This window comes from uncultured Alsobacter sp., from assembly GCF_945952055.1.
GTDB lineage: Bacteria > Pseudomonadota > Alphaproteobacteria > Rhizobiales > Beijerinckiaceae > Alsobacter.
Window position 1 is genome coordinate 56,164 of record NZ_CAMFHB010000033.1, and the last position, 20,798, is coordinate 76,961.

Here is a 20,798-nt window from a genome sequence, read left to right on the forward strand (position 1 = left end):
CTCCAGCGGCTCCACCGCGAAAGTGTCAGGGATGTCCCCGAACGGCCGTCAGGGATGCCTCCGGCGTGAAGACGAGCCCGGGCAGAATGGCGGAGAGCTGTTGGCGCACGCGGCGCCTGCGCTCTGGCCCTTCGCCCGATCGACTTGCGCGCCTCGAGCAGGTGGCGCCGCGGCGCCGTCGAAGCCGAATGTCGAGCTTGTCGCAGCCCGCGCCGCCCCTTCACCCGCCCTCTTCCACCGCCTCGCCGTCCACGCCGAGCTTGCGCCACCAGGCGAGCTTCCTCGCCTCGTCGCGCGCGATGCCAGGGTCGGGCGTGAAGAGGTGCTGGGCTTCGCCCATGCCGCGCAGCGCGTAGCGACCGACGCTGACGAGGTCGTCGCGGATCGCGGGGTCGAGGGCGTCGTGGATGGCGGCCGAGAGCAGGAGGTCGCGGTCCACGGAGCGGCACAGGCCGGCGATGCGGGCCACCTCGTTCACGGCCGGGCCGATGACGGTGAAATCGAGCCGGTCACGGCTGCCGATGTTGCCGTAGAACACCTCGCCCGCGTGCAAGGCCACATAGGCCGTGGTCACGGGCCGGCCGGCGGCGGAGCGTTCGGCGTTGAGCGCCCGCAGGCGCCGGCGCAGGCGCGACACGGCGCCGAGCGCGGCGCGCGCGGCCGGGCCCCAGGCCGGGCCGGCACCGTCGCCCGCATCCGGCACGGGAAACATGGCGAGCACGCCGTCGCCGATGAGCTTCAGCACGTCGCCCCCCTGGGCGTGGATCACGCCCACCGTGGCCTCGGCATAGTCGTTGAGCAGCGGCAGGATCTCGCCGGGCCCGGCCGTGTCCGACAGGGTGGAATAGGCGCGCAGGTCCGAGAACCAGAGCACGGCGGGGATCCGGTCCGCCACGCCGCGCTCGATGCGCCCGGCCAGGACGCGCTCGGCCGGGTCGCGCCCCAGATACACCGAGGCCAGCGTGCGCGGCACGCGGGCGAGCGCGGCGCTCTTCATGGCGAGCAGCAGCGCCGGTACCAGGCGATGCAGGGCCGCTTCCTCGGCGTCGGTGAAGCCACCGGGACGGCGGGACACGAAGTGGGAGAACAGGCTCTCCATCTCGCCCATCACCGCGTCGTCGGCATAGCGGTGGACCACGGCGATGTAGTCGGTATGGCCCTGGCCGGCGAGCTCGGCCACCATCGGGAACTCGTGGCCCTCCCCCGCCCCGATGCGCAGGCGCCACACGCCGCCGCCGCGCTGCATAAGAACGTTGAACGGGCTCTGCTCCCAGGCCTCGTGCCCGCCCTCGCGCTCGGCCGTGCGGCCATATTCGGACACGCGCACAGGGTCGCCCTCGTCGCGCCAGGCATAGGCGCGGCCCTCCAGCACAGGGTGCAGTGTGTCGATGAGCACCAGCGTGCGGGAGAGCGCGAGACCCGCCTCGACGCAGCGCGTCGCGAAGCCCTGCAGCAGCATCTCCTCGGACAGGCCGTAAAGGCCCTTGCGGAGGAGCCAGTCGCGCAGGGCGGTTTCCTGATCGGGGGTCATGGGTTCGATGGTCCTTTCAACCTCCCCCCTCTCCGTCCCCGCCGGGCCAGGCCCGGGCATGACGGCGACGAGGGAGCGGCCGTGCCGGAGAGAGAAGCAGGCCCGCCTGCCGCCCGCTCACCCCAGCTTGATCACCGCCAGCGTGAAGAGCCCGAGCGGGGCCAGCCGGCGGCGTTCCGCCAGGGTGGCGCGGGGGGTCTTGTCGATCCAGCCGCCGATGATGTCCCACGGAAATTCCGGGCGCCAGCCGAGCTTGCTGCCGTGGCGGCCGAGCCAGGCTTCGAGAGCGGCCATGGGGCCGGCGTCCGCGCCCACGTGGTTGACGAGGACGATGCTGCCGCCGGGGCGCACGACGCGGGCGATCTCGTCGAGCGTGCCGTGCGGGTCGGGCACCACGGACATCACGTAGGGCGCCACCGCCACGTCGAAGGCGGCGTCGGGAAAGGCGAGGCGCGTGGCATCCATCACGCTCAGGCCCTCGACCTGGGAGAGCCCGTCGCGCTGCACGCGCTCGCGGGCGCGCCGCAGCATGGCCTCGGAGAGGTCGACGCCGACCACGCGCGAGCGCGGCGAGAACATCGGCAGCTCGAGCCCGGTGCCGACGCCCACGTCGAGGATGTGGGTGCCGGCGGCCTCGGCCGCGGCCACGGCCGCGCGGCGGCCCGGCGCCATGGTGGCGGTGAAGACGAGGTCGTAGACCGGCGCCCAGCGGGCATAGGCGGAGGCGACGGCGGCGTTGTCGAGGGCGGCCACGGCCGGGCTCAGGCGCTCGCCGCGCGCGGCGCGTTGTCCTGCTTCAGGCTCTCGGCCTGCTCGCTGGCGGGCAGGCTCGGGCGCAGCGTGGAGCGGATCACGCCGCCACCGAGCACGCGGGCACGGTCGGAGGCATCGTCGTAGATCACGCAGGCCTGGCCGGGGGAGACGCCGTATTCGCCCTCCGCCAGTTCCACCTCCACCTCGCCGCCGACGACGCGCAGGAGCGCGGCCTGGGGCGGGCGGGTGGACCGCACGCGCACCGCCACCTCGCGGTCGCCCGCCAGATCCGACAGGGCCCCGTCGCCGATCCAGTTCACGTCGCGCAGGTGCACGCGCTGGGTGGCCAGCGCCTCGCGCGGGCCCACCACCACCTGGCGGCGGGCGGCGTCGATGCGCACCACGTAGAGCGGCTCGCCGGTGGACACGCCGAGGCCACGGCGCTGGCCCACGGTGTAGCGCACCACGCCGGTGTGACGGCCGAGATAGCGCCCGTCCGTGTGCACGATGTCGCCGGGCTCGGCGGCCTCGGGCTTCAGCCGCTCGATCACGTCTGTGTAGCGGCCCTGCGGCACGAAGCAGATGTCCTGGCTGTCGTGCTTGTCGGCCACCGAGAGGCCGAACTCGCGGGCGAGGTCCCGCACCGCGGGCTTGGGCATCTCTCCGAGCGGGAAGCGCAGCAAGGAGAGCTGCTCGGGCGTTGTCGCGTAGAGGAAATAGCTCTGGTCGCGGCCGGGGTCGGCGGCGCGGTACAGGGCCCGCCCGCCCTCCGGCGTGGCGCGGCTCGCGACGTAGTGGCCGGTGGCGAGCGCCTTAGCGCCGAGGTCGCGGGCGGTCTGCAGCAGGTCGCGAAACTTGATCTGCTTGTTGCACTCGATGCAGGGCACGGGCGTCTCGCCCGAGAGATAGCTGTCGACGAAGCTATCGATCACCGCGTGGCGGAAGCGGCTCTCGTAGTCGAGCACGTAATGGGGAATGCCGAGCGTCGCGGCGACGCGGCGGGCATCGTGGATGTCCTGGCCGGCGCAGCACGCGCCCGCGCGATGCACCGCATCGCCATGGTCGTAGAGCTGCAGCGTCACGCCCACCACGTCGTAGCCCTGGCGCTTCAGCAACGCGGCGACGACCGACGAGTCCACGCCGCCCGACATGGCGACGACGACACGCGTGTCCTCAGGGCGTCCGGGAAGGTCGAGGCTGTTCGGCATGGCGCTCCGGCGTGCTCCGCAGGCGGCCGGGCATCGGCCCGGGGCTGCCTGTATGTAGTGGAAACAGGGCCATCGTCCAACCCGGGCGGCCCTCGCGAGCGGGCAAAAACTGCCGGGCGGGGTCGAATCGTGCCGGGCGAGCGGAATCGTTCGACTTGTCAAAGCTCTGGAATCGCTGAGTTTTCACCGAAGCCGCGACTGGCCTGCGGCTTGCTCCCGTCCTGGTCGGATCCCGTCGCCATGGCGGCGGGTGAACGGTCGAGGTCGAGGTCCATGCAGTCGTCGTCAGTCGCGTCCCCCCTCCAGGCATCCCGTCCCGCGGCATCCCGCAGCGACAGCGCGGCGCGTCCGCGCTCCGCCTTCTCCGAGCACCTGGAGAGCCAGGCCCCGGCTCCCTCCCCGGCCCGGGCGGAACGCCCGGCGCAGGCCCGCACGCCCTCCACCGCCTCCTCCTCGACGCCCCCGAAGGCGGAGCGGACCGCCCCGCGCGACCGCGACGACGACCGGCGGACGGAGGCCCGCGACGACGATCCGCCCGCCGCCTCGGCGCAGGCCCCCCGCCAGGACGAGCCGCCGCAGAAGGCCGCCAAGGCTGCCGACGGACACGACGCCGACACGAGTAAGGACGCCGCCGACGAGGGGCAGGGCGAGGCCGACGGCGACGACGACGACAAGGCGGTGGAGGCCGGCAAGGCCGCTCTGCTGGCCCTGGCCGACACGCTGCCCGAGGCGGCTCCCACGGCTCCGGCCGACGCCACGGCACAGCCCGAGGCGGCGGCCGAGCAGCCGACCGCCGCCTCCCTACCCGGCCAGCCCGCCTTCCTGCCGCCGGCCGACCCCGCTCCCGCGCAGGCCGAGGCCGCCCAGGCGGGCGTCGGCGCGGTGGGCGGCGACCTGCCGCGCGGTCGCAAGGCCGTGGCCGCGGCGGCCCCGGGCGCTCCGGAACCCGCCAAGGGCGAGGCCGAAGCCACGACGCCGGACGGCGAGGCCGCGGCAACGGCCCAGGGCGAAAAGCCGGCGGCCAAGCCCACGGCGGAGGCCCTGAAGGCGCTCGCGGAGGCCGGGAAGGAGAAGGGCGAACCCCGGGCGGCAGACGGCGCCAAGCCCACGCCCGCCGCTCCCCAGGCGCCCCAGGCCCCCGCGGCCGCGCCCGGCGCCGCGGTGCGCGAGGCGGCACAGGAGATGAAGACCGAAAAGGCGGAGACGGCCGGCAAGGCCCACGCCGCCGAAGGTGCGCCGGCCGCCAAGGCCGAGGACATCCGCATCAGCGTCACCAACCTGTCCGGCGACGGGTCCTCGCCCGCCACGCCGATGCCCTCGCCGCCGACCGACCTGCGCACCGCGACCGCCCAGGCCACCCCCACGGCCACGCCGGCGCAGACGCCCGTGCCCACCACGGCGCCCACCACCATGGCCATGCTGCCGATCGAGATCGGCCTGCGCGCCATGGATGGGCTGCAGCGCTTCGAGATCCGGCTCGATCCGGACGATCTCGGGCGTATAGACGTGCGGCTCGACATCGCGGGGGACGGTGGAGTCAAAGCCCACCTCACGGTAGACCGGGTGGAAACCCTGGCGCTGCTACAACGCGATGCCCGCACGCTGGAGCGCGCCTTCGAACAGGCGGGCCTCAACACCGGGAACGACGGGCTGCAGTTCTCGCTCGGCAGCGATCGCTCGCAGGGCGGACGGCAGCAGCAGGACGAGGCCGGCCGGCGCGACACCGGGCTCAACGGCCCCGACACCAACGAGACAGCCGCACGCGACATCGCCGCCGCGCTGCGGTCCTGGGGCTCGCCGAACGGCGGCCTCGACATCCGGATCTGAGGAGGCCGCCATGGCCACGTCCAGCGTCAACTCATCGACCTCCGGCACGGGCACGACGTCGGGCACGTCCACCGCCTCGTCGTCGAAGTCTCTCGCAAACAACTTCGACCAGTTCCTGACGCTGCTCACCACGCAGCTCAAGAACCAGAGCCCGCTCGATCCGCTGGACACCAACCAGTTCACCGCGCAGCTCGTGCAGTTCGCCTCGGTCGAGCAGCAGATCAAGTCCAACGACACGCTGGCGCAGCTGCTGGTGGCCACCAAGGCCTCCACGGCCACGAACGCGCTGGGCTTCGTCGGCATGGAGATCACGGCCGACGGCACCACCACCAAGCTCGAGAACGGCAAGGCCTCCTGGACGCTCACGGTGCCGCGCTCGGCACCGCGCTCCACCATCACCGTCCGCGACAGCACGGGGGCCACGGTCTACAGCGAGATCAAGGCGCTGGACGCCGGCACCCAGTCCTTCACCTGGGATGGCCAGACGGCGAACGGCACGCGGGCGCCCAATGGCAACTACACGATCTCGGTGTCGGCCACCGACGTCACGGGCAAGGACGTCAACGTCCAGACGCAGATCGTCGGCGTCGTGGACTCGGTCGATCTGTCCGGTTCGGCCCCTGCCCTCAAGGTCGGCGCGGCGAGTGTTTCGGTCGACCAGGTGAAGTCGATGCGCAAGCCCTCGGCCTCGTGACATGAACCATGCAACCACACCAAAAACCACGGATCGCGCTTAGGTAATTCTTAAGCGGGGGCGCCTTATGGTCATGACTGAGAGTGTTCAGTTGAGTGTGTGGGCGTACAATGACAGAACCCTATCGGCCAAGGGTGAAATACGTGATTGGGCCTGACGGCAGCCCGTTGACCATCGCGGACCTCCCGCCCGCCAACACGCGGCGTTGGGTCATCCGCCGAAAGGCCGAAGTGGTCGCCGCGGTGCGCGGCGGTCTCCTCAGCCTCGAGGAAGCCTGCAACCGCTACACGTTGACGGTCGAGGAGTTCCTCTCCTGGCAGGCGTCGATCGACCAGCACGGTCTCGCCGGTCTGCGCACCACGCGGATCCAGCAGTACCGCCACTGAGCGAACTGAACCGAAGTTTTCTACTCTTCGTTGAGAAAGGCGCCAAAACACTGGCGCCTTTTCTCGTTTTGGACCAAGGCCCTGCCGGATCTTAACGCTTCGTTCACCCTGTACCGGGCAATTTTTGCCCAGCGCCCGCCCGCTTGGCGTGGCGTGTTACGGCATGGGGAACGGGCTTGCAGGGGCTCATCGATCTTCTGACGAAGCTGGGTCCGGGGCGCATCGCCTCCATGGGCGCGGTGACCCTTGCGCTCATCGGCTTCTTCGCCTTCGTCATGCTGCGCGTGTCGCAGCCGGCGATGGGCGTGCTCTACGCGGACCTCCCCGTCGAGGACACGTCGGCGGTCCTCAAGGAACTCGACACCCGCAACATCAAGTACGAGCTGCGTGACGACGGGCGCACGGTGCTGGTGCCCAAGGAGGGCATCCCCCGCCTGCGCATGGACCTCGCCAGCAAGGGCATGCCGTCGGGGGGCAGCGTCGGCTACGAGATCTTCGACAAAGGCGACTCGTTCTCCGCCACCAGCTTCGTGCAGGGCGTGAACGCGCTGCGCGCGCTCGAGGGAGAGCTCGCGCGCACCATCCGCTCGCTGGCCCGGGTGCAGTCGGCCCGCGTCCACCTCGTCATTCCCGAGCGGCGCCTGTTCGAGCGCGACCGCGAGCAGCCCCGCGCCTCGATCGTGCTCAAGGTCTCGAGCGAGCTGGACGCCGGCCAGGTGCGCGCCATTCGCCACCTCGTGGCCTCCGCCGTCGAGGGACTGAAGCCCGACCGCATCTCCATCGTCGACGAGCGCGGGCGCCTGCTGGCGGACGGCGCCCAGGCGGACGCCAATGCCGCGGTGGCGCTGGACGAGAAGCAGACGTCCTTCGAGCGGCGCCTGCGCCAGCAGGTGGAGGAGATCGTCGGCAGCGTCGTCGGTCAGGGCCGCACCCGCGTGCAGATCGCGGCCGAGCTCGACGTCAACCGCGTGCAGCAGACCTCCGAGAGCTTCGACCCCGAAAGCCGGGTCGTGCGCTCCACCCAGACCCGCAACGAGCAGAGCGCCAGCGCCGACGGCAATGGCCAGGTGACGGTGGGCAACGAACTGCCGGCGGCCCAGAACAACGCCGCCAACGGCGGCCAGCGCGAGAACACCAACAAGTCCGAGGAGGTCATCAACTACGAGATCTCCAAGACCACCCGCACCGAGGTGCTGGAGGGTGGCCGGGTCAAGAAACTCTCCGTCGCGGTGCTGGTCGACGGCATCTATGCCCGCAGCGCCAACGGCGAGGTGAGCTACCAGCCGCGCCCGCAGGAGGAGATCGATCGCATCGCCGCCCTGGTGCGCTCGGCCATCGGCTTCGACGGCAAGCGCGGCGACCAGGTGGAGGTCGTCAACCTGCGCTTCGCCGAGGGCCCGGCGCAGATCGACAACGCGGCGCCGCAGGGCCTGGTGGCCAGCTTCCTGCCGACCAAGGACGACCTGATGCGGCTCATCGAGCTCGCGGTCCTGACGGTCCTGTCGCTCATCGTCCTCCTGGTGGTGGTGCGTCCCATGGTGCGCTCCATCCTGAGCCCGATCATGCCCGCCGGACGGGGCGGGGCCGGAGCGGCGGGAGGGGCGGCCGGGGCCGCCGGCGCCGTGGCCGGGCCGGCTCCGCCCGGCACCAATCCCGCCCAGCTCGCGGCCGCCGTCGCCGCGCAGGCCCAGGCGCAGATGATCGAGTCCGAGGCCGGCCGCATGATGGAGATCGCCCGGGTCAACGGCCAGGTCCAGGCCAAGTCCATCGAGCGCATCGGCGACATCGTGAAGGAGAACCCAGCCGCGACGGCCACCATCATCCGCCAGTGGATCCACGAAGGAACATGAGCCAAGAATGGCAATCACAGGCATGACCATGACGAACAGGATCTCCGGCCCCGAACGGGCCGCCGTCCTGCTTTTGACCCTCGGCGAAACCTACGGGTCGCAGGTGTGGTCCCACCTCGACGAGGAGGAGATCCGCATCATCACCGGGGCCATGACGCAGCTCGGCGTGGTGGCCCCCGAGCAGGTCAAGACGCTGATGGAGGAGTTCGTCCAGTCGCTCAACGTCGTCGCCGTCACGGGCGACCACGAGACGACCGAACGGCTGCTGCGCAAGCTGCTGCCCGACAGCCAGGTCGAGCAGATCATGGACGGCGTGCGCGGCCCGGCGGGGCGCAGCGTCTGGCAGAAGCTCAGCAACGTCCCCGACGTGCTGGTGGCCAATTATCTCAAGAACGAGCATCCGCAGACGAGCGCCGTGGTGCTGTCGCGCATGGGCGGCCAGCAGGTCGCCAAGATCCTCGCCCTTCTTTCGCCCGATCTGGCGGTCGACATCATCCATCGCATGGTCCACCTCGACGAGATTCCGAAGAAGACGCTGGAAAGCATCGAGGCGACGCTGCGCGCCGAGTTCATCAATGCCATCGGCCGCGGCTCGCGGCGCGACCGCATCGGCCAGCTGGCGGACGTGTTCAACTTCCTCGACAAGACCACCGAGGCGGCGCTCTTCGCCGAGCTCGAGGAGCTCGACCCGCATTCCGCCGCCAAGATCCGCTCGCGCATGTTCACGTTCGAGGGCCTGCTGGCGCTCGACCCCGCCGGCATCCAGACGCTGATCCGGGCCTGCGACACGAGGGTGCTGGCGCAGGCGCTCAAGGGGGCGTCGCCCGCGCTGACGGACGTCTTCATGCGCAACATGTCCAAGCGCGCGGGCCGGATGCTCGAGGAGGAGCTCACGACACTGGGGCCCATGCGCCTGCGGCTCGTGGACGAGGCCCAGCAGAAGGTCGTGACGCTCGCGCGCGAGCTGGAGCGCAAGGGCGACATCATCATTCCCAAGGGCGGTCATGACGAGGTGATCCTGTGATCCGCGCCCAGAAGTTCTCCTTCGACGAGGAGTTCAGCAGCGAGCGGCGCTCGGGCGGTTCGCGCCGCGCCGCCGACCAGCAGAAGCTCGAGGAGGCCGAGCACCAGGGCTTCGCGCGCGGCGTCCTCGAGGGCCGGCGCGAGGCCGAGGAGGAGGCCGCCATGCGCGCGGCCCATGCCATGGAGCAGATCGCCGCGCAGGCCGGCCGGATCCTCGCGCATCTCGACGAGGAGCGGCTGCGCTTCGAGCGCGAGGCCGCGGAGCTGGCGCTGGCCTTCGCCGGCAAGCTCGCCGGCGACCTCGTCGCGCAGCAGCCGCTGGGCCCGCTGATGGAGTCCGCGGCAGAGTGCTTCCGTCACCTCGTCGGCACCCCGCACGTGGTGGTGACGCTGCCGCAGGAGCATGTCGACCGCGCCAAGTCCAGCCTCGACCGCCTGGCCGCCCAGCGTGGCTTCGAGGGACGCCTGATCGTCCTGGGCGACCCGGACATGCAAGGCGGCGATTTCCGCCTCGAATGGGCTGACGGCGGCGTCACGCGCGACGCCCGCACCCTGACTTCCCAGATCGCCGCGTCGATCGCCCGCCACGTGGGCGTGACCGGCCGCGACGCCGAGTAAAGGAGCCCGACCATGCCAGGCCCCGACGACATTCCGCTTCCCAACCTCAAGGCCGGCGACCCCGGCATGGAGGGCGGCACGCCCATGAGCGTGGGGCAGCAGGAACCCGTGCACAGCAAGGTCGCCGAGGACCTCGAGCACGTGTTCGACGTGCCGGTGAACGTGTCGGCGGTGCTCGGCCGCACCAAGCTGGAAATCGGCGAGCTGCTGCGCCTGGGGCCGGGCACCGTGCTCGAGCTGGACCGTCGCGTCGGCGAGGCCATCGACATCTTCGTCAACGACCGTCTGGTCGCCCGCGGCGAGGTCGTGCTGGTGGACGACCGCCTGGGCGTGACCATGACCGAAATCATCAAGTCGGACCGGTGAGCCCGTGGCGATGACCCATCCCGGACCGATGCGGACAGGAGACTGAACCATGCGGCTTCTCATCGTCGGAACGCTGAAGGGCCAGCTGTCCCTCGCCACCCGCATCGCCATGGATCGCGGCGCCACGGTCACCAATGCCGAGAGCGTCGACCAGGCCCTCGCCGTCATGCGCGCCAAGGGCGCCGACCTGGTGATGATCGACGTCGTCCTGTCGGTGCGCGACCTGGTGACCCGCTTCGAGGCGGAGCGCATCCGTACGCCCATCGTGGCCTGCGGCACCGGCACCGACACGCGGGCCGCGGTGCTGGCCATCCAGTCGGGCGCAAGGGAATACATCCCCCTGCCGCCGGATCCCGAGCTGATCGCGGCCGTCATCGAGGCGGTGGCGCGCGACAGCCGCGCCCTGATCTTCCGCGACGAGGCCATGGGCCGGGTCGTGCGCCTGGCCGAGCAGATCGCGCGCTCGGAGGCGTCGATCCTGGTCACCGGCGAGAGCGGCACCGGCAAGGAGGTGGTCGCGCGGCTCGTCCACTCCAAGTCGAACCGCAAGGACAAGCCGTTCGTCTCGGTGAACTGCGCCGCGATTCCCGACAACCTGCTCGAATCCGAGCTGTTCGGACACGAGAAGGGCGCCTTCACCGGCGCGGTGGCGCGGCGCGTCGGCAAGTTCGAGGAGGCCGACGGCGGCACGCTGCTGCTGGACGAGATCTCCGAAATGGACATCCGCCTGCAGGCGAAGCTCCTGCGCGCCATCCAGGAGCGGGTGATCGACCGGGTGGGCGGCACCAAGCCGGTGCCGGTCGACATCCGGATCATCGCCACGTCGAACCGGCTGCTCGCCGACGAGGTGCGCAAGGGGACGTTCCGCGAGGACCTGTTCTACCGCCTCAACGTGGTGCACCTGAAGATCCCGCCGCTGCGGGAGCGCACGCAGGACATCCTGGAGCTGGCGAACCACTTCATCCGCAAATATGCCGAGCTGAACGGCGTGCCGGAGCGGCCGCTGTCGCCCGATGCCCGCCGCATGCTGCTCGCCAACCCCTGGCGCGGCAACGTGCGCGAGCTGGAGAACACCCTCCACCGGGCGGTGCTGCTGGCCACGGGTCCCGAGATCGGCATCGACGCCGTGCTCACCCCGGAGGGCGAGAGCCTCGCCGCGGCTGGCCGCGACCCGGCGGAGCGCGCCGCCGCGACGGCCGAGGCCACGGCGCGCGCCCTGGTGGGCCGGACGGTGGCCGAGGTCGAGCGCGAGCTCATCCTCGACACGCTGGACCACTGCCTGGGCAACCGCACCCACGCGGCCAAGATCCTCGGCATCTCGATCCGCACGCTGCGCAACAAGCTCAACGAATACACGGCCGAGGGCATCCCCGTGCCGGGCCCCGGCGAGGCGCGGATCACGGGGACCTGAGGAGCGGACGGCGGAGAGGTGGGCGCGCGTCGGTCTGCGTCGTCAGCGAAGCGGCAACGCGGCCCTCACGCCGGCTCGAAGTTCAGCGCCACGCCGTTGATGCAGTAGCGCAGGCCCGTGGGCGGGGGACCGTCGGGGAAGACGTGCCCCAGGTGCGAGCCGCAGCGCGCGCAGTGCACCTCGGTGCGCACCATGCCGTGCGAACGGTCGGTCAGCGTCTCGACCGAGCCGGGCACGGGATCGTTGAAGCTCGGCCAGCCCGTGCCGCTCTCGAACTTGAGCTTGGATTCGAACAGCGGCTGGTCGCATCCGGCGCAGGAAAACCGCCCTGCCCTCTTCTCGTAGAGCAGCGCGCAGCTGCCGGGGCGCTCGGTGGCGTGCTGGCGCATCACCGCGAACTGCTCCGGCGTGAGCATCGCGCGCCATTCCGCGTCGGTGCGGGTGACGGGGTAGGTCTTCGTGGCGGTGGTCATGCGGTGTGTCCCTTCGAGTCCGGCTACTGGCCCGCCTTGGCGGACACCAGCACCGGCTTGGCCCTGTACTGCCGGGGAAACAGCGTCTGAAGCGCTGCGACCTTGGGCAGATCGTTGATGACGATATAGGGATAGCCGGGATTGAGTTCCAGGAAGTCCTGGTGATAGGCCTCGGCCGGATAGAAGGCCTTGTCCGCCTCGATGCGCGTCACGATCGGGGCATGGAAGGCATGGTCCCGGCCGAGCTGCTCGATATAAGCCTTGGCCACGCGCGTCTGGTCGGCCGAGCGCGGGAAGATCGCCGATCGGTATTGCGGACCGTGGTCCGGGCCCTGGCGGTCGAGCTGGGTGGGGTCGTGGGCGACCGAGAAGAAGATGCGCAGGAGGTCGCCATAGGTGACCTTGCGCGGATCGTACACGACCTCGACCGCCTCGGCATGACCGGTCCTGCCGCTGCCCACCATGTCGTAGTGCGCCGTCGCGGCCTGCCCGCCGGCATAGCCCGACACGGCCGAGACGACGCCCTCGACGTGCTGGAACACGCCCTGGACACCCCAGAAGCAGCCGCCGGCGAAGACGGCGGTGCGGGTGCCGGGGGCGTCGACGGCCTCGTCGAGCGCGACCGCCGGCACGAGCCGGAAGTCCTCGGCGGAGGCGCCGCGGTTGACCAGCATCGCGGCCGCGCCCGCCAGGACGACGCCGGCGACCGCGGCTCCCCGCAGCCAGGGCACGAGGCGGTTCGAGGGTGTCTTCGTCATCGCGGTCTCTCCCTGCTGGCGTCCGGCACGGCCGGGAGCGGACAATGGCTCCCGCGGCGGGCGGCTGCAAATCAACCCGGCCGGCGCGCGATGACAGTCGCGTGATGCACGGGCCGTCCCGTTAACGCCGCGCTAACCATGCACCCGGCAAAACTTGCCTGGTGGGGGAGTCCGTCCGGACGCCCTTTCGGCGCCTGGAGGCGGCATGAGCGACGTGACGGCGGCAGCAGGAGGAGCGGACGGGCGCGGGGGGCAGACGTTCGCCTTGCCGACGCTCGGCACCTTCTCGCGCCTGTCGAAGCGGTCGGACATCGGCCTGGCGCTGGCGGTCATGGGCATCCTGGTGGTGCTCATCCTGCCCCTGCCCCCGTTCGTGCTCGACATGCTTCTGGCCGTGTCGATCATCCTGTCCGTCCTGATCCTGATGACGGCGCTCTTCATCGAGCAGCCACTGGAGTTCTCCTCCTTCCCGACAGTGCTGCTCATCTCGACGATGCTGCGGCTGTCGCTGAACCTCGCCTCGACCCGCCTCATCCTGTCCAACGGGCACACGGGCACGGGCGCCGCCGGCCACGTCATCGAAGCCTTCGGCCACTTCGTGATGGGCGGGAACTTCGTCATCGGCGTGGTCGTCTTCGCGATCCTGCTGGTGGTGAACTTCGTCGTCATCACCAAAGGCTCGGGGCGCATCGCCGAGGTCGCGGCCCGCTTCACCCTCGACGCCATGCCCGGCAAGCAGATGGCGATCGACGCGGACCTCTCCGCCGGCCTCATCGACGAGGCGGGGGCGAAGGCCCGCCGCAAGGCGCTGGAAGACGAGTCCTCGTTCTTCGGCTCCATGGACGGTGCGTCCAAGTTCGTGCGCGGCGACGCCATCGCCGGGCTGCTCATCACCTTCATCAACGTTGTGGGCGGCATCATCATCGGCGTCGCCCAGCAGGGCATGTCCTTCTCGGCCGCCGCCCAGTCCTACACGCTGCTCACGGTGGGTGACGGCCTCGTCACCCAGGTCCCCGCGCTCATCGTCTCCACGGCGGCCGGCCTGCTCGTGTCCAAGGCCGGCGTCCGGGGCTCGGCCGACAAGGCCATCGCCAAGCAGCTCGCCACCATGCCCAAGGCCATGGGCATGGCGGCGCTGGTCATGGCTGCGCTCGGCTTCCTGCCCGGGATCCCCATGGTCCCGTTCTTCGGCCTGGCCGCGGGCGCCGCCTACCTGGCGCGCCGCCTCTGGCTCGTCCAGCGCGAGGCGATCGAAGCCGAGGCCGCCAAGCCCGTCGACCCCAAGGCCGTCACCGCCGCCAAGGAAGAGCCGATCGGCGACGTCCTGAAGATGGACGAGCTGAAGATCGAGATCGGCTACGCCCTGCTGCCGCTCGTCAACAGCCCGGACGGTTCGGACCGCCTGACCGAGCAGATCAAGGCGCTTCGCCGCACGCTGGCCGCCGAGATGGGGTTCGTCATGCCCTCGGTCCGGATCCTCGACAACGTCCAGCTCGAGGCCAACAACTACGTCATCAAGGTCAAGGAAGTGGACGCCGGCCAGGGGCAGGTCTTCCCGGGCCAGTTCATGGCCATCGACCCGATGGGCGGCATGATCCAGCTGCCGGGCCAGCACACCATCGAGCCGACCTTCGGCCTGCCCGCGACCTGGATCGACTCGAGCCTGCGCGACGACGCCCAGATGCGCGGCTACACGGTGGTGGACGCGGCGACCGTCGTCTCCACCCACCTCACCGAGATCATCAAGGGCAATGTCGGCGAACTTCTCTCCTTCGTCGAGCTGCAGAAGCTGCTCAAGGACCTGCCGAAGGAACACGGCGACCTCGTGAAGGACCTCGTGCCCCAGCAGATGCCGATGACCGGGATCCAGCGCGTGCTGCAGAACCTGCTCTCCGAGCGCGTCTCGATCCGCGACCTCGGCACCATCCTGGAAGGCATCGCCGACGCCGTGAACGCCACCAAGAACGCCCGCGAGATCACCGAGATCGTGCGTCAACGCCTCGCCCGCCAGATCTGCGCGCAGCACACGGGCCCCCAGGGGCAGTTGCCCATCATCACGCTGTCGCCGGCCTGGGAGACGATCTTCGCCGAGTCCATCGTCGGCCAGGGCGACGACAAGCACCTTGCCATGCAGCCCTCGCGCCTGCAGGAGTTCGTGAACCTGGTGCGCGACCGGTTCGAGGACGCCGCCCGCCTCGGCGAGATGCCGGTCCTCGTGACCTCGGCCTATGTCCGCCCCTTCGCCCGCTCGATCATCGAGCGCTTCCGCCGCGAGACGCCGGTGATGTCCCAGGCGGAGATCCACCCGCGCGTGCGGCTGAAGACGGTGGGGAGCATCTGACGAGCGCAGGTCGCCGGATCTCGCAGATGGTGCGAGCTGGGCTGGCCAAGAATGCCGCAGCCGTCGACGTCAACGCTTCCGAAGCCAGAGGCTCGTCTCGGTAGCGCCCGATGGGGGGCGGACCTCAGGCGGCATGCCGGCAGACACGTCGTCCTTCAGGCGCGTGGCCGCATAGTGGCTCGCGAACACCATGTCCCACCCGCCGCCGAGCAGCAGCGCCCCCACCACGGTCTGCTCGTTGTAGCCCCGCCAGGCCCATTCCGCCGGATAGGCGTCCGGCAGCAGGATGTCGTGGACGTGCACCAGCACGCCTTGCGCGAGGCGCGGCAGCACGTCGAGGAACAGCCGGTCGACGTCGGTGCCCGGCATGGCGACGTGGCTGGAGTCGATGAACAGGATGTCACCGGGGCAAAGCGTCTCGATGTCGGGAATGTCGGCGTCGCCGAACACGCGCGGACGGTGGGCGACGCCCAAGCTGGCGAGCGAGGCGCGCGGGGCCGGGTCGATGCACAAGATGCGGGTGTCGAGCCCGCCGTCAGCGACGGCGCGGGCCATGAAGCGCGTGGAGTGCCCGGATCCGATCTCCACGATCCGACGCGGCGCCCGGGAGCGAACGATCGCGTAGGCGGCCGCGGCGTCGAGCGGAGGGAACCAGGACTGGTTCCAGCGGGCCGCGCCGCCGTCGGCGCCGATCGCCGCGAGATCGGCGCGCAGCGAGGCGACCGCGGCGAGAACCTCGCGCATTGCCGGTTCGGCGGCCGCGAAGACCGGCTCGAGCGCCGGATAGCCGCGCTCGCGCACGGTCTCCGCGTAGCGGTACGGGATGAAGAAGCCTCGCCGAGCGAGGCCCGTGATGGTGGCGAGACCGAAGCCGAGGCGGCGCAGGGCCTTCACGGGCCGTTCCCCGGGCTCAGGTCGGCGGAGCGTCCTGCGCGCCTCGGGCCAGTTGCGAGCGCTCGAAGAGCAGCACGACCGGAAGCGAGAAGACCAGCGGCAGGATCAGGTAGAACAGCCGCCAGACGAGCAGGGCGGCGAACACGGCGGGCGCCGGCATGGTCGGCATGATGGCCAGGAACACGGCTTCCATGACGCCCACGCCGCCGGGAACCTGCGACAGGAGCCCGGCCGAGAAGGACAAGAGGAAGGCGCCGAGCACGATGAAGAAGCCCGGGTTCCCGTCCACCGGAAGCGCGAAGTAGATGATGCCGGCGGCGCCGACAAGCTCGAGCGGAGCCGCGACGTACTGTCGCGCCACAATCCCCAGCCGCGGATAGACGATTTCGAACGAGCCGACCTTGAGCGGCTTGAAATGCAGCCAGGACCCGAGGGTGTACAGCGCGCAGAACGCCAGCAGGCCGCTGCCGATCACGCGCGCCATCGTTTCGCTGATCGCGAACCAGGGCGCGAGCGTCACCATCGGCTTCAGGATCTGCGGCTCCCCCACCAGCACGAGGCCGAGCAGGAGGATGGTGCCGAACCCGAAGGTGAAGGAGCACAGCGCCACCAGCAGCGCCACTTCCGCCGGCGAGAGGCCCTTCGCGGTGTAGGCGCGAAAGCGCACCATCCCGCCCGAGAAGACCGAGGCGCCGATATTGTGCGACAGCGCGTAAGTGACGAAGGAACAGACGGAAATATAGATCCAGGAGATGCCCTTGGCCCGGTTGAGGTGCAGGAGGGCGATGCGGTCGTACCAGGCGAGGGCGGCGTAGGCGAGCAGCGTCGACAGACCCGCCAGCAGGTAGCCGGAGGGCGGAATGTCCGCGATCTTGTGGCCGATGACGCTGGCGATGACAGCGATGTTCGCCCACACGTCGCCCGCGTCGAGAAGCGCCTTTGTGGCGGCATCGGTCGCCGCCTCCGCCTTCAGCTTCCCGTACAGGAGCCGGACCGACCAGACGACCGCGACCAGGCCCAACGCAGGCCAGAAGAAATCCAGGATCCGTTTCATGACTGACGGACCCTTTGGTCCGCCCCTCGAGGGCTGTTGCCGCATCAGTGCATCACCCGTGCCGCAAGGGCAAGGCCCCCGGCGCACCGGATCCGGGGTGCGGGCATCCGGCGGGCCGGGCAGACTCGCCCCGGCAGCTTTGCTAGATGTGTCGCATGACAGCGCGTGGCCTTTTCGACCTCGACGGGACGACCGACGTCCCTCCCGGCAAGATCGCCTCCGTGGTGACGTACCTGGAGATGCGGCGTCCCTCCCCCGTTCCGGTGCCGGACGACCAGATCCAGCTGGTCCGTCTGCGCGGTGCCGATGCCGATCGCTACCGTGCGATCTATCGCCGGATCGGCGAGGCGTGGTTCTGGTTCTCCCGCCTCGGCATCGCGCCGGACGCGCTCGCCGCGCTTCTGGACGATCCCGGCATCCATGCCTTCGCCGCCCACGTCGACGGCGTCGATGCCGGCCTCCTGGAGATCGACTTCCGAATCGCGGGCGAGGCCGAGATCGTCTATTTCGGGCTGACGGAGGCCTTCGTGGGCCGGGGCTATGGGCGAGGCCTGATGAACCATGCCCAGGCGATGGCGTGGTCCGCCCCGGTCGAGCGCTTCTGGCTCCACACCTGCACGCTCGATCATCCGGGCGCCGTCGGCTTCTACCGGCGGTCCGGATTCGTGCCCTACAAGCTCGGCATCGAGATCGCCGACGATCCGCGGCTGACGGGAGCCCTGCCGCGTCACGCCTTCCCCGAGATCCCGCTGCGCGAGGCGTGAGCGCACGTGAAAACGGCGCCCGGCCAGGCCGGACGCCGCTTCGAAAGTCGCTGCCGACGCGGGCGGCTCAGGCGCGGGCAAAGCCGCGCATGGCCAGGCCGATGCGGTCGAGTTCGGTCTGGTCGCGGGCCGCCTCGGTCGCACGTTCGCGGGCCTGCTCGCGGTCGTCGAGAATCTCGAACTTCTTGAGCTCCTCGAACGCCTCCTCGAGTTCGCGGCGCGCGTCGCCGAGCTGGCCTTTCAGCTCCTCGGCCGAGCGCTGCAGGTTCTCGCGGCGCTGCATGGCGGCACGCGCGTAGGTGGGATAGGCGAAATGCGCCTTGTCCGAGATGCCCGCCCGCTGTTCCTCCATCGCGATCTCGCGCTCGAGGTCGGTCGCCATCCGATCGAAATCGGCGATCATCATTTCGATCTGCGCCACGCGGCGACGCTTTTCGTCGACCTGGAAGCGCTTGAGGCGCATGATGGTTTCACGCGACTTCATGTCGGTTTACTCACCCCTCGAAGGCCGGTCGGGAACGGCCATGCATCGGATTGGCGATCACGCCCTCATGGCGAGGTCATGATCTCCGCGAGACGGTGATAACCATCGCTCAGCGAGGTTGACTCTTCCTTACCTTGCTTGAGGAATTCTTCGAGTGGCCCGTTCAATCGGATCGCGCGGTCCACTTCAGCGGACGATCCGGTGCGGTAGGCGCCGAGCCTGATCAGTTCCTCCATGTCCGAATACGTGGCCATCGCCTGCCGGGCATCCTGCACCACGGGCCAGAACACCGGGTCGCAGGACCGGGGCATGGTGCGCGAGACCGTCTTGAGGACGTTGATGGCCGGATAGCGTCCGCGCTCCGCGATGGCCCGTTCCATGACGATGTGACCGTCGAGAATGCCGCGGACTGCGTCCGCGACCGGCTCGTTGTGGTCGTCGCCGTCCACGAGCACCGTGAAGATGCCGGTGATGCCGCCGGCCCCGATGCCGGGACCCGCACGCTCCAGGAGCTTCGGCAGTTCGGTGAAGACGGTCGGCGTGTAGCCCTTGGTGGTCGGGGGCTCGCCCGCGGCCAAGCCGACCTCGCGCTGGGCCATGGCGAAGCGCGTCACGCTGTCCATCATGCACAGGACCTGGAGGTCCTCGTCGCGGAAGTATTCGGCCAGTGCCAGCGTGAGGTAGGCCGCCTGCCGGCGCATCAGGGCCGGTTCGTCCGACGTGGCCACCACGACGACGGACCGCGCCAGACCCATCTCGCCCAGGTCCTCCTGCAGGAACTCCTGCACCTCGCGTCCGCGTTCTCCGATGAGCCCGATCACCGACACGTCGGCGAGCGCGTTGCGCGCCAGCATCGACAGGAGCACCGACTTTCCCACGCCCGACCCGGCGAAGATGCCCATGCGCTGACCCGTGCAACAGGTCGCGAACACGTTGAGCGCGCGCACGCCCAGATCCAGCGGCGCCCCGACGCGACGCCGCGCATGGGCGGACGGCGGAGCGTTGCGGAAGGGCACCAGCCGCGGGCCGGCCGGCAGGGGCCCCTTGCCGTCCACCGGTTCGCCCATGGCGTTGACCACCCGGCCGAGCCACCCGGCGGTCGGGCGCACGCCGCCCTCCCCGCCACGGACCACGGCGCGGCAGCCCCGGCGCAGGCCCTCCACGGTGCCGAACGGCATCACGAGGGCGCGATCGCCCGAAAAGCCGACCACCTCGCTCGGCACGATCCGGCCCGGGGCGACCTCCAGATCGACGAGGCCGCCCACATGCATGGCGTGCAGCGGACCCGCCACTTCAATCATCAGTCCGCGAACGCTCGACACGCGTCCGTACACCGTCGTCGGGTCGATTCCATCGACCTCGATCCGCAGTGCCGACAGCGCGCCCGACGGTTCGTTCACGAGTTTTTCCTCTGCGTAACGATTCATTTACCCGACCAGTTAACAATGAACGTACCGAAACCGTGTGTCGCCCCACTGCTCCCCCGCGTGGTGGGAACCTGCGAGTCACGGGAGTCGGTTAGACGTGAGTCTTGAACCAACACATGAACTTGAGATCGGGTTCTTTCTGCAACGGTCGCAGACGTTTAGCACGAAACGTCAGTTGCGTGCATATTGACCCTTGCGGCGCAGAATCAGGTTTTGATAGTGGTTGTGGACTAGCGTCCAATGTCGGAACGGTACGGTCGGCCGGGGGGTTGACCGCGGGGCTCCGCCGGATGGTCCCGGCTGTAGCTGATGTCAGGGACTAAGGCGGGCTTGGAGAGCTGATCATGCGCGTTTTGCTCATTGAGGACGACAGCGCGACCGCGCAGAGCATCGAGCTGATGCTGAAGTCCGAGAATTTCAACGTCTACACGACGGACCTCGGGGAAGAAGGCATCGACCTCGGGAAGCTCTACGACTACGACATCATCCTGCTGGACCTGAACCTCCCCGACATGTCGGGCTACGAGGTGCTGCGCAGCCTGCGGGTGGCCAAGGTCAAGACGCCCATCCTCATCCTCTCCGGCCTTGCCGGCATCGAGGACAAGGTTCGCGGCCTGGGCTTCGGTGCCGACGACTACCTGACGAAGCCCTTCCACAAGGACGAGCTCGTCGCGCGCATCCACGCCATCGTGCGCCGTTCGAAGGGCCATGCCCAGTCGGTGATCACGACGGGCGACCTGATCGTCAATCTCGACCAGAAGACGGTCGAGGTGTCCGGCTCCCGCGTGCATCTGACCGGCAAGGAATACCAGATGCTGGAGCTGTTGAGCCTGCGCAAGGGCACGACGCTGACCAAGGAGATGTTCCTCAATCATCTCTACGGCGGCATGGACGAGCCCGAGCTGAAGATCATCGACGTCTTCATCTGCAAGCTGC

At 69.8% G+C, this 20,798-nt stretch carries 20 protein-coding genes; 11 read left to right on the top strand and 9 right to left on the bottom strand.

Going from position 1 to position 20,798, the window contains the following annotated elements:
* Window positions 1–220 precede the first annotated feature (220 nt).
* The 3 genes from Q0Q47_RS21370 to mnmA form a co-directional block, all read right to left on the bottom strand.
* A complete protein-coding gene (locus tag Q0Q47_RS21370; RefSeq protein ID WP_293864511.1) occupies window positions 221–1,531 on the bottom strand; it encodes an adenylate/guanylate cyclase domain-containing protein in 1,311 nt (436 codons plus the stop codon).
* 117 nt (window positions 1,532–1,648) lie between these two features.
* Window positions 1,649–2,284 (bottom strand): class I SAM-dependent methyltransferase, encoded by a 636-nt coding sequence (locus Q0Q47_RS21375; RefSeq protein ID WP_293864514.1) that lies wholly within the window; start codon window positions 2,282–2,284, stop codon window positions 1,649–1,651.
* Between the two features lie 8 nt (window positions 2,285–2,292).
* Window positions 2,293–3,492, bottom strand: a complete 1,200-nt coding sequence (gene mnmA, locus Q0Q47_RS21380) for a tRNA 2-thiouridine(34) synthase MnmA (protein ID WP_293864517.1) — start codon at window positions 3,490–3,492, stop codon at window positions 2,293–2,295.
* Between the two features lie 273 nt (window positions 3,493–3,765).
* Here mnmA and Q0Q47_RS21385 point away from each other — a divergent pair, with 273 nt between their 5' ends.
* The 8 genes from Q0Q47_RS21385 (at window position 3,766) to Q0Q47_RS21420 (ending at window position 11,667) form a co-directional block, all read left to right on the top strand.
* Window positions 3,766–5,319, top strand: a complete 1,554-nt coding sequence (locus Q0Q47_RS21385; protein ID WP_293864520.1) for a flagellar hook-length control protein FliK — start codon at window positions 3,766–3,768, stop codon at window positions 5,317–5,319.
* Window positions 5,320–5,329: 10 nt separating this feature from the next.
* On the top strand, window positions 5,330–6,013 hold the full coding sequence (locus Q0Q47_RS21390; RefSeq protein WP_293864523.1) for a flagellar hook capping FlgD N-terminal domain-containing protein: 684 nt from the start codon (window positions 5,330–5,332) through the stop codon (window positions 6,011–6,013).
* Between the two features lie 110 nt (window positions 6,014–6,123).
* A complete protein-coding gene (locus tag Q0Q47_RS21395) occupies window positions 6,124–6,399 on the top strand; it encodes a DUF1153 domain-containing protein (RefSeq protein ID WP_293864526.1) in 276 nt (91 codons plus the stop codon).
* A 176-nt stretch (window positions 6,400–6,575) separates the two neighbouring features.
* On the top strand, window positions 6,576–8,249 hold the full coding sequence (fliF, locus tag Q0Q47_RS21400) for a flagellar basal-body MS-ring/collar protein FliF (protein ID WP_293864529.1): 1,674 nt from the start codon (window positions 6,576–6,578) through the stop codon (window positions 8,247–8,249).
* 7 nt (window positions 8,250–8,256) lie between these two features.
* The gene (gene fliG / locus Q0Q47_RS21405) at window positions 8,257–9,273 is read left to right on the top strand and encodes a flagellar motor switch protein FliG (protein WP_293864532.1); all 1,017 of its coding nucleotides are present in this window, start codon (window positions 8,257–8,259) and stop codon (window positions 9,271–9,273) included.
* Complete coding sequence (locus tag Q0Q47_RS21410) at window positions 9,270–9,890, top strand: FliH/SctL family protein (RefSeq protein WP_293864535.1); 621 nt, start codon at window positions 9,270–9,272, stop codon at window positions 9,888–9,890. The genes fliG and Q0Q47_RS21410 overlap by 4 nt, the downstream gene beginning before the upstream one ends.
* 84 nt (window positions 9,891–9,974) lie before the next feature.
* The gene (fliN, locus tag Q0Q47_RS21415; RefSeq protein WP_293864568.1) at window positions 9,975–10,256 is read left to right on the top strand and encodes a flagellar motor switch protein FliN; all 282 of its coding nucleotides are present in this window, start codon (window positions 9,975–9,977) and stop codon (window positions 10,254–10,256) included.
* 49 nt (window positions 10,257–10,305) lie between these two features.
* Complete coding sequence (locus Q0Q47_RS21420) at window positions 10,306–11,667, top strand: sigma-54 dependent transcriptional regulator (RefSeq protein WP_293864538.1); 1,362 nt, start codon at window positions 10,306–10,308, stop codon at window positions 11,665–11,667.
* A 65-nt stretch (window positions 11,668–11,732) separates the two neighbouring features.
* Here Q0Q47_RS21420 and msrB read toward each other — a convergent pair whose 3' ends face one another.
* Together msrB and msrA are read right to left on the bottom strand one after the other, a co-directional pair.
* Window positions 11,733–12,140, bottom strand: a complete 408-nt coding sequence (msrB, locus tag Q0Q47_RS21425) for a peptide-methionine (R)-S-oxide reductase MsrB (protein ID WP_293864541.1) — start codon at window positions 12,138–12,140, stop codon at window positions 11,733–11,735.
* A 23-nt stretch (window positions 12,141–12,163) separates the two neighbouring features.
* The gene (msrA, locus tag Q0Q47_RS21430; protein ID WP_293864571.1) at window positions 12,164–12,814 is read right to left on the bottom strand and encodes a peptide-methionine (S)-S-oxide reductase MsrA; all 651 of its coding nucleotides are present in this window, start codon (window positions 12,812–12,814) and stop codon (window positions 12,164–12,166) included.
* Between the two features lie 289 nt (window positions 12,815–13,103).
* Between msrA and flhA the strand changes: the two genes are divergently transcribed.
* Window positions 13,104–15,239 (top strand): flagellar biosynthesis protein FlhA, encoded by a 2,136-nt coding sequence (flhA, locus tag Q0Q47_RS21435; RefSeq protein WP_293864544.1) that lies wholly within the window; start codon window positions 13,104–13,106, stop codon window positions 15,237–15,239.
* A 69-nt stretch (window positions 15,240–15,308) separates the two neighbouring features.
* On the opposite strand, the gene Q0Q47_RS21440 is transcribed toward flhA, so the two are convergent.
* Both Q0Q47_RS21440 and Q0Q47_RS21445 read right to left on the bottom strand, forming a co-directional pair.
* Window positions 15,309–16,133 (bottom strand): class I SAM-dependent methyltransferase, encoded by an 825-nt coding sequence (locus tag Q0Q47_RS21440; RefSeq protein WP_293864547.1) that lies wholly within the window; start codon window positions 16,131–16,133, stop codon window positions 15,309–15,311.
* 16 nt (window positions 16,134–16,149) lie between these two features.
* Window positions 16,150–17,187, bottom strand: coding sequence for a YbhN family protein (locus Q0Q47_RS21445; RefSeq protein WP_293864550.1), 1,038 nt, complete (start codon window positions 17,185–17,187; stop codon window positions 16,150–16,152).
* Window positions 17,188–17,342: 155 nt separating this feature from the next.
* Here Q0Q47_RS21445 and Q0Q47_RS21450 point away from each other — a divergent pair, with 155 nt between their 5' ends.
* The gene (locus Q0Q47_RS21450) at window positions 17,343–17,951 is read left to right on the top strand and encodes a GNAT family N-acetyltransferase (protein ID WP_293864553.1); all 609 of its coding nucleotides are present in this window, start codon (window positions 17,343–17,345) and stop codon (window positions 17,949–17,951) included.
* 67 nt (window positions 17,952–18,018) lie between these two features.
* Here Q0Q47_RS21450 and fliJ read toward each other — a convergent pair whose 3' ends face one another.
* Window positions 18,019–18,435: a flagellar export protein FliJ gene (gene fliJ / locus Q0Q47_RS21455; RefSeq protein ID WP_293864556.1), complete on the bottom strand. Its 417-nt coding sequence runs from the start codon at window positions 18,433–18,435 to the stop codon at window positions 18,019–18,021.
* 65 nt (window positions 18,436–18,500) lie between these two features.
* Window positions 18,501–19,835, bottom strand: a complete 1,335-nt coding sequence (gene fliI / locus Q0Q47_RS21460; protein WP_293864559.1) for a flagellar protein export ATPase FliI — start codon at window positions 19,833–19,835, stop codon at window positions 18,501–18,503.
* 371 nt (window positions 19,836–20,206) lie between these two features.
* On the opposite strand from fliI, the gene ctrA reads away from it, so the two are divergent.
* Window positions 20,207–20,798, top strand: a 592-nt coding sequence (gene ctrA, locus Q0Q47_RS21465; RefSeq protein ID WP_293864562.1) for a response regulator transcription factor CtrA, incomplete at its 3' end; no start/stop codon positions are given.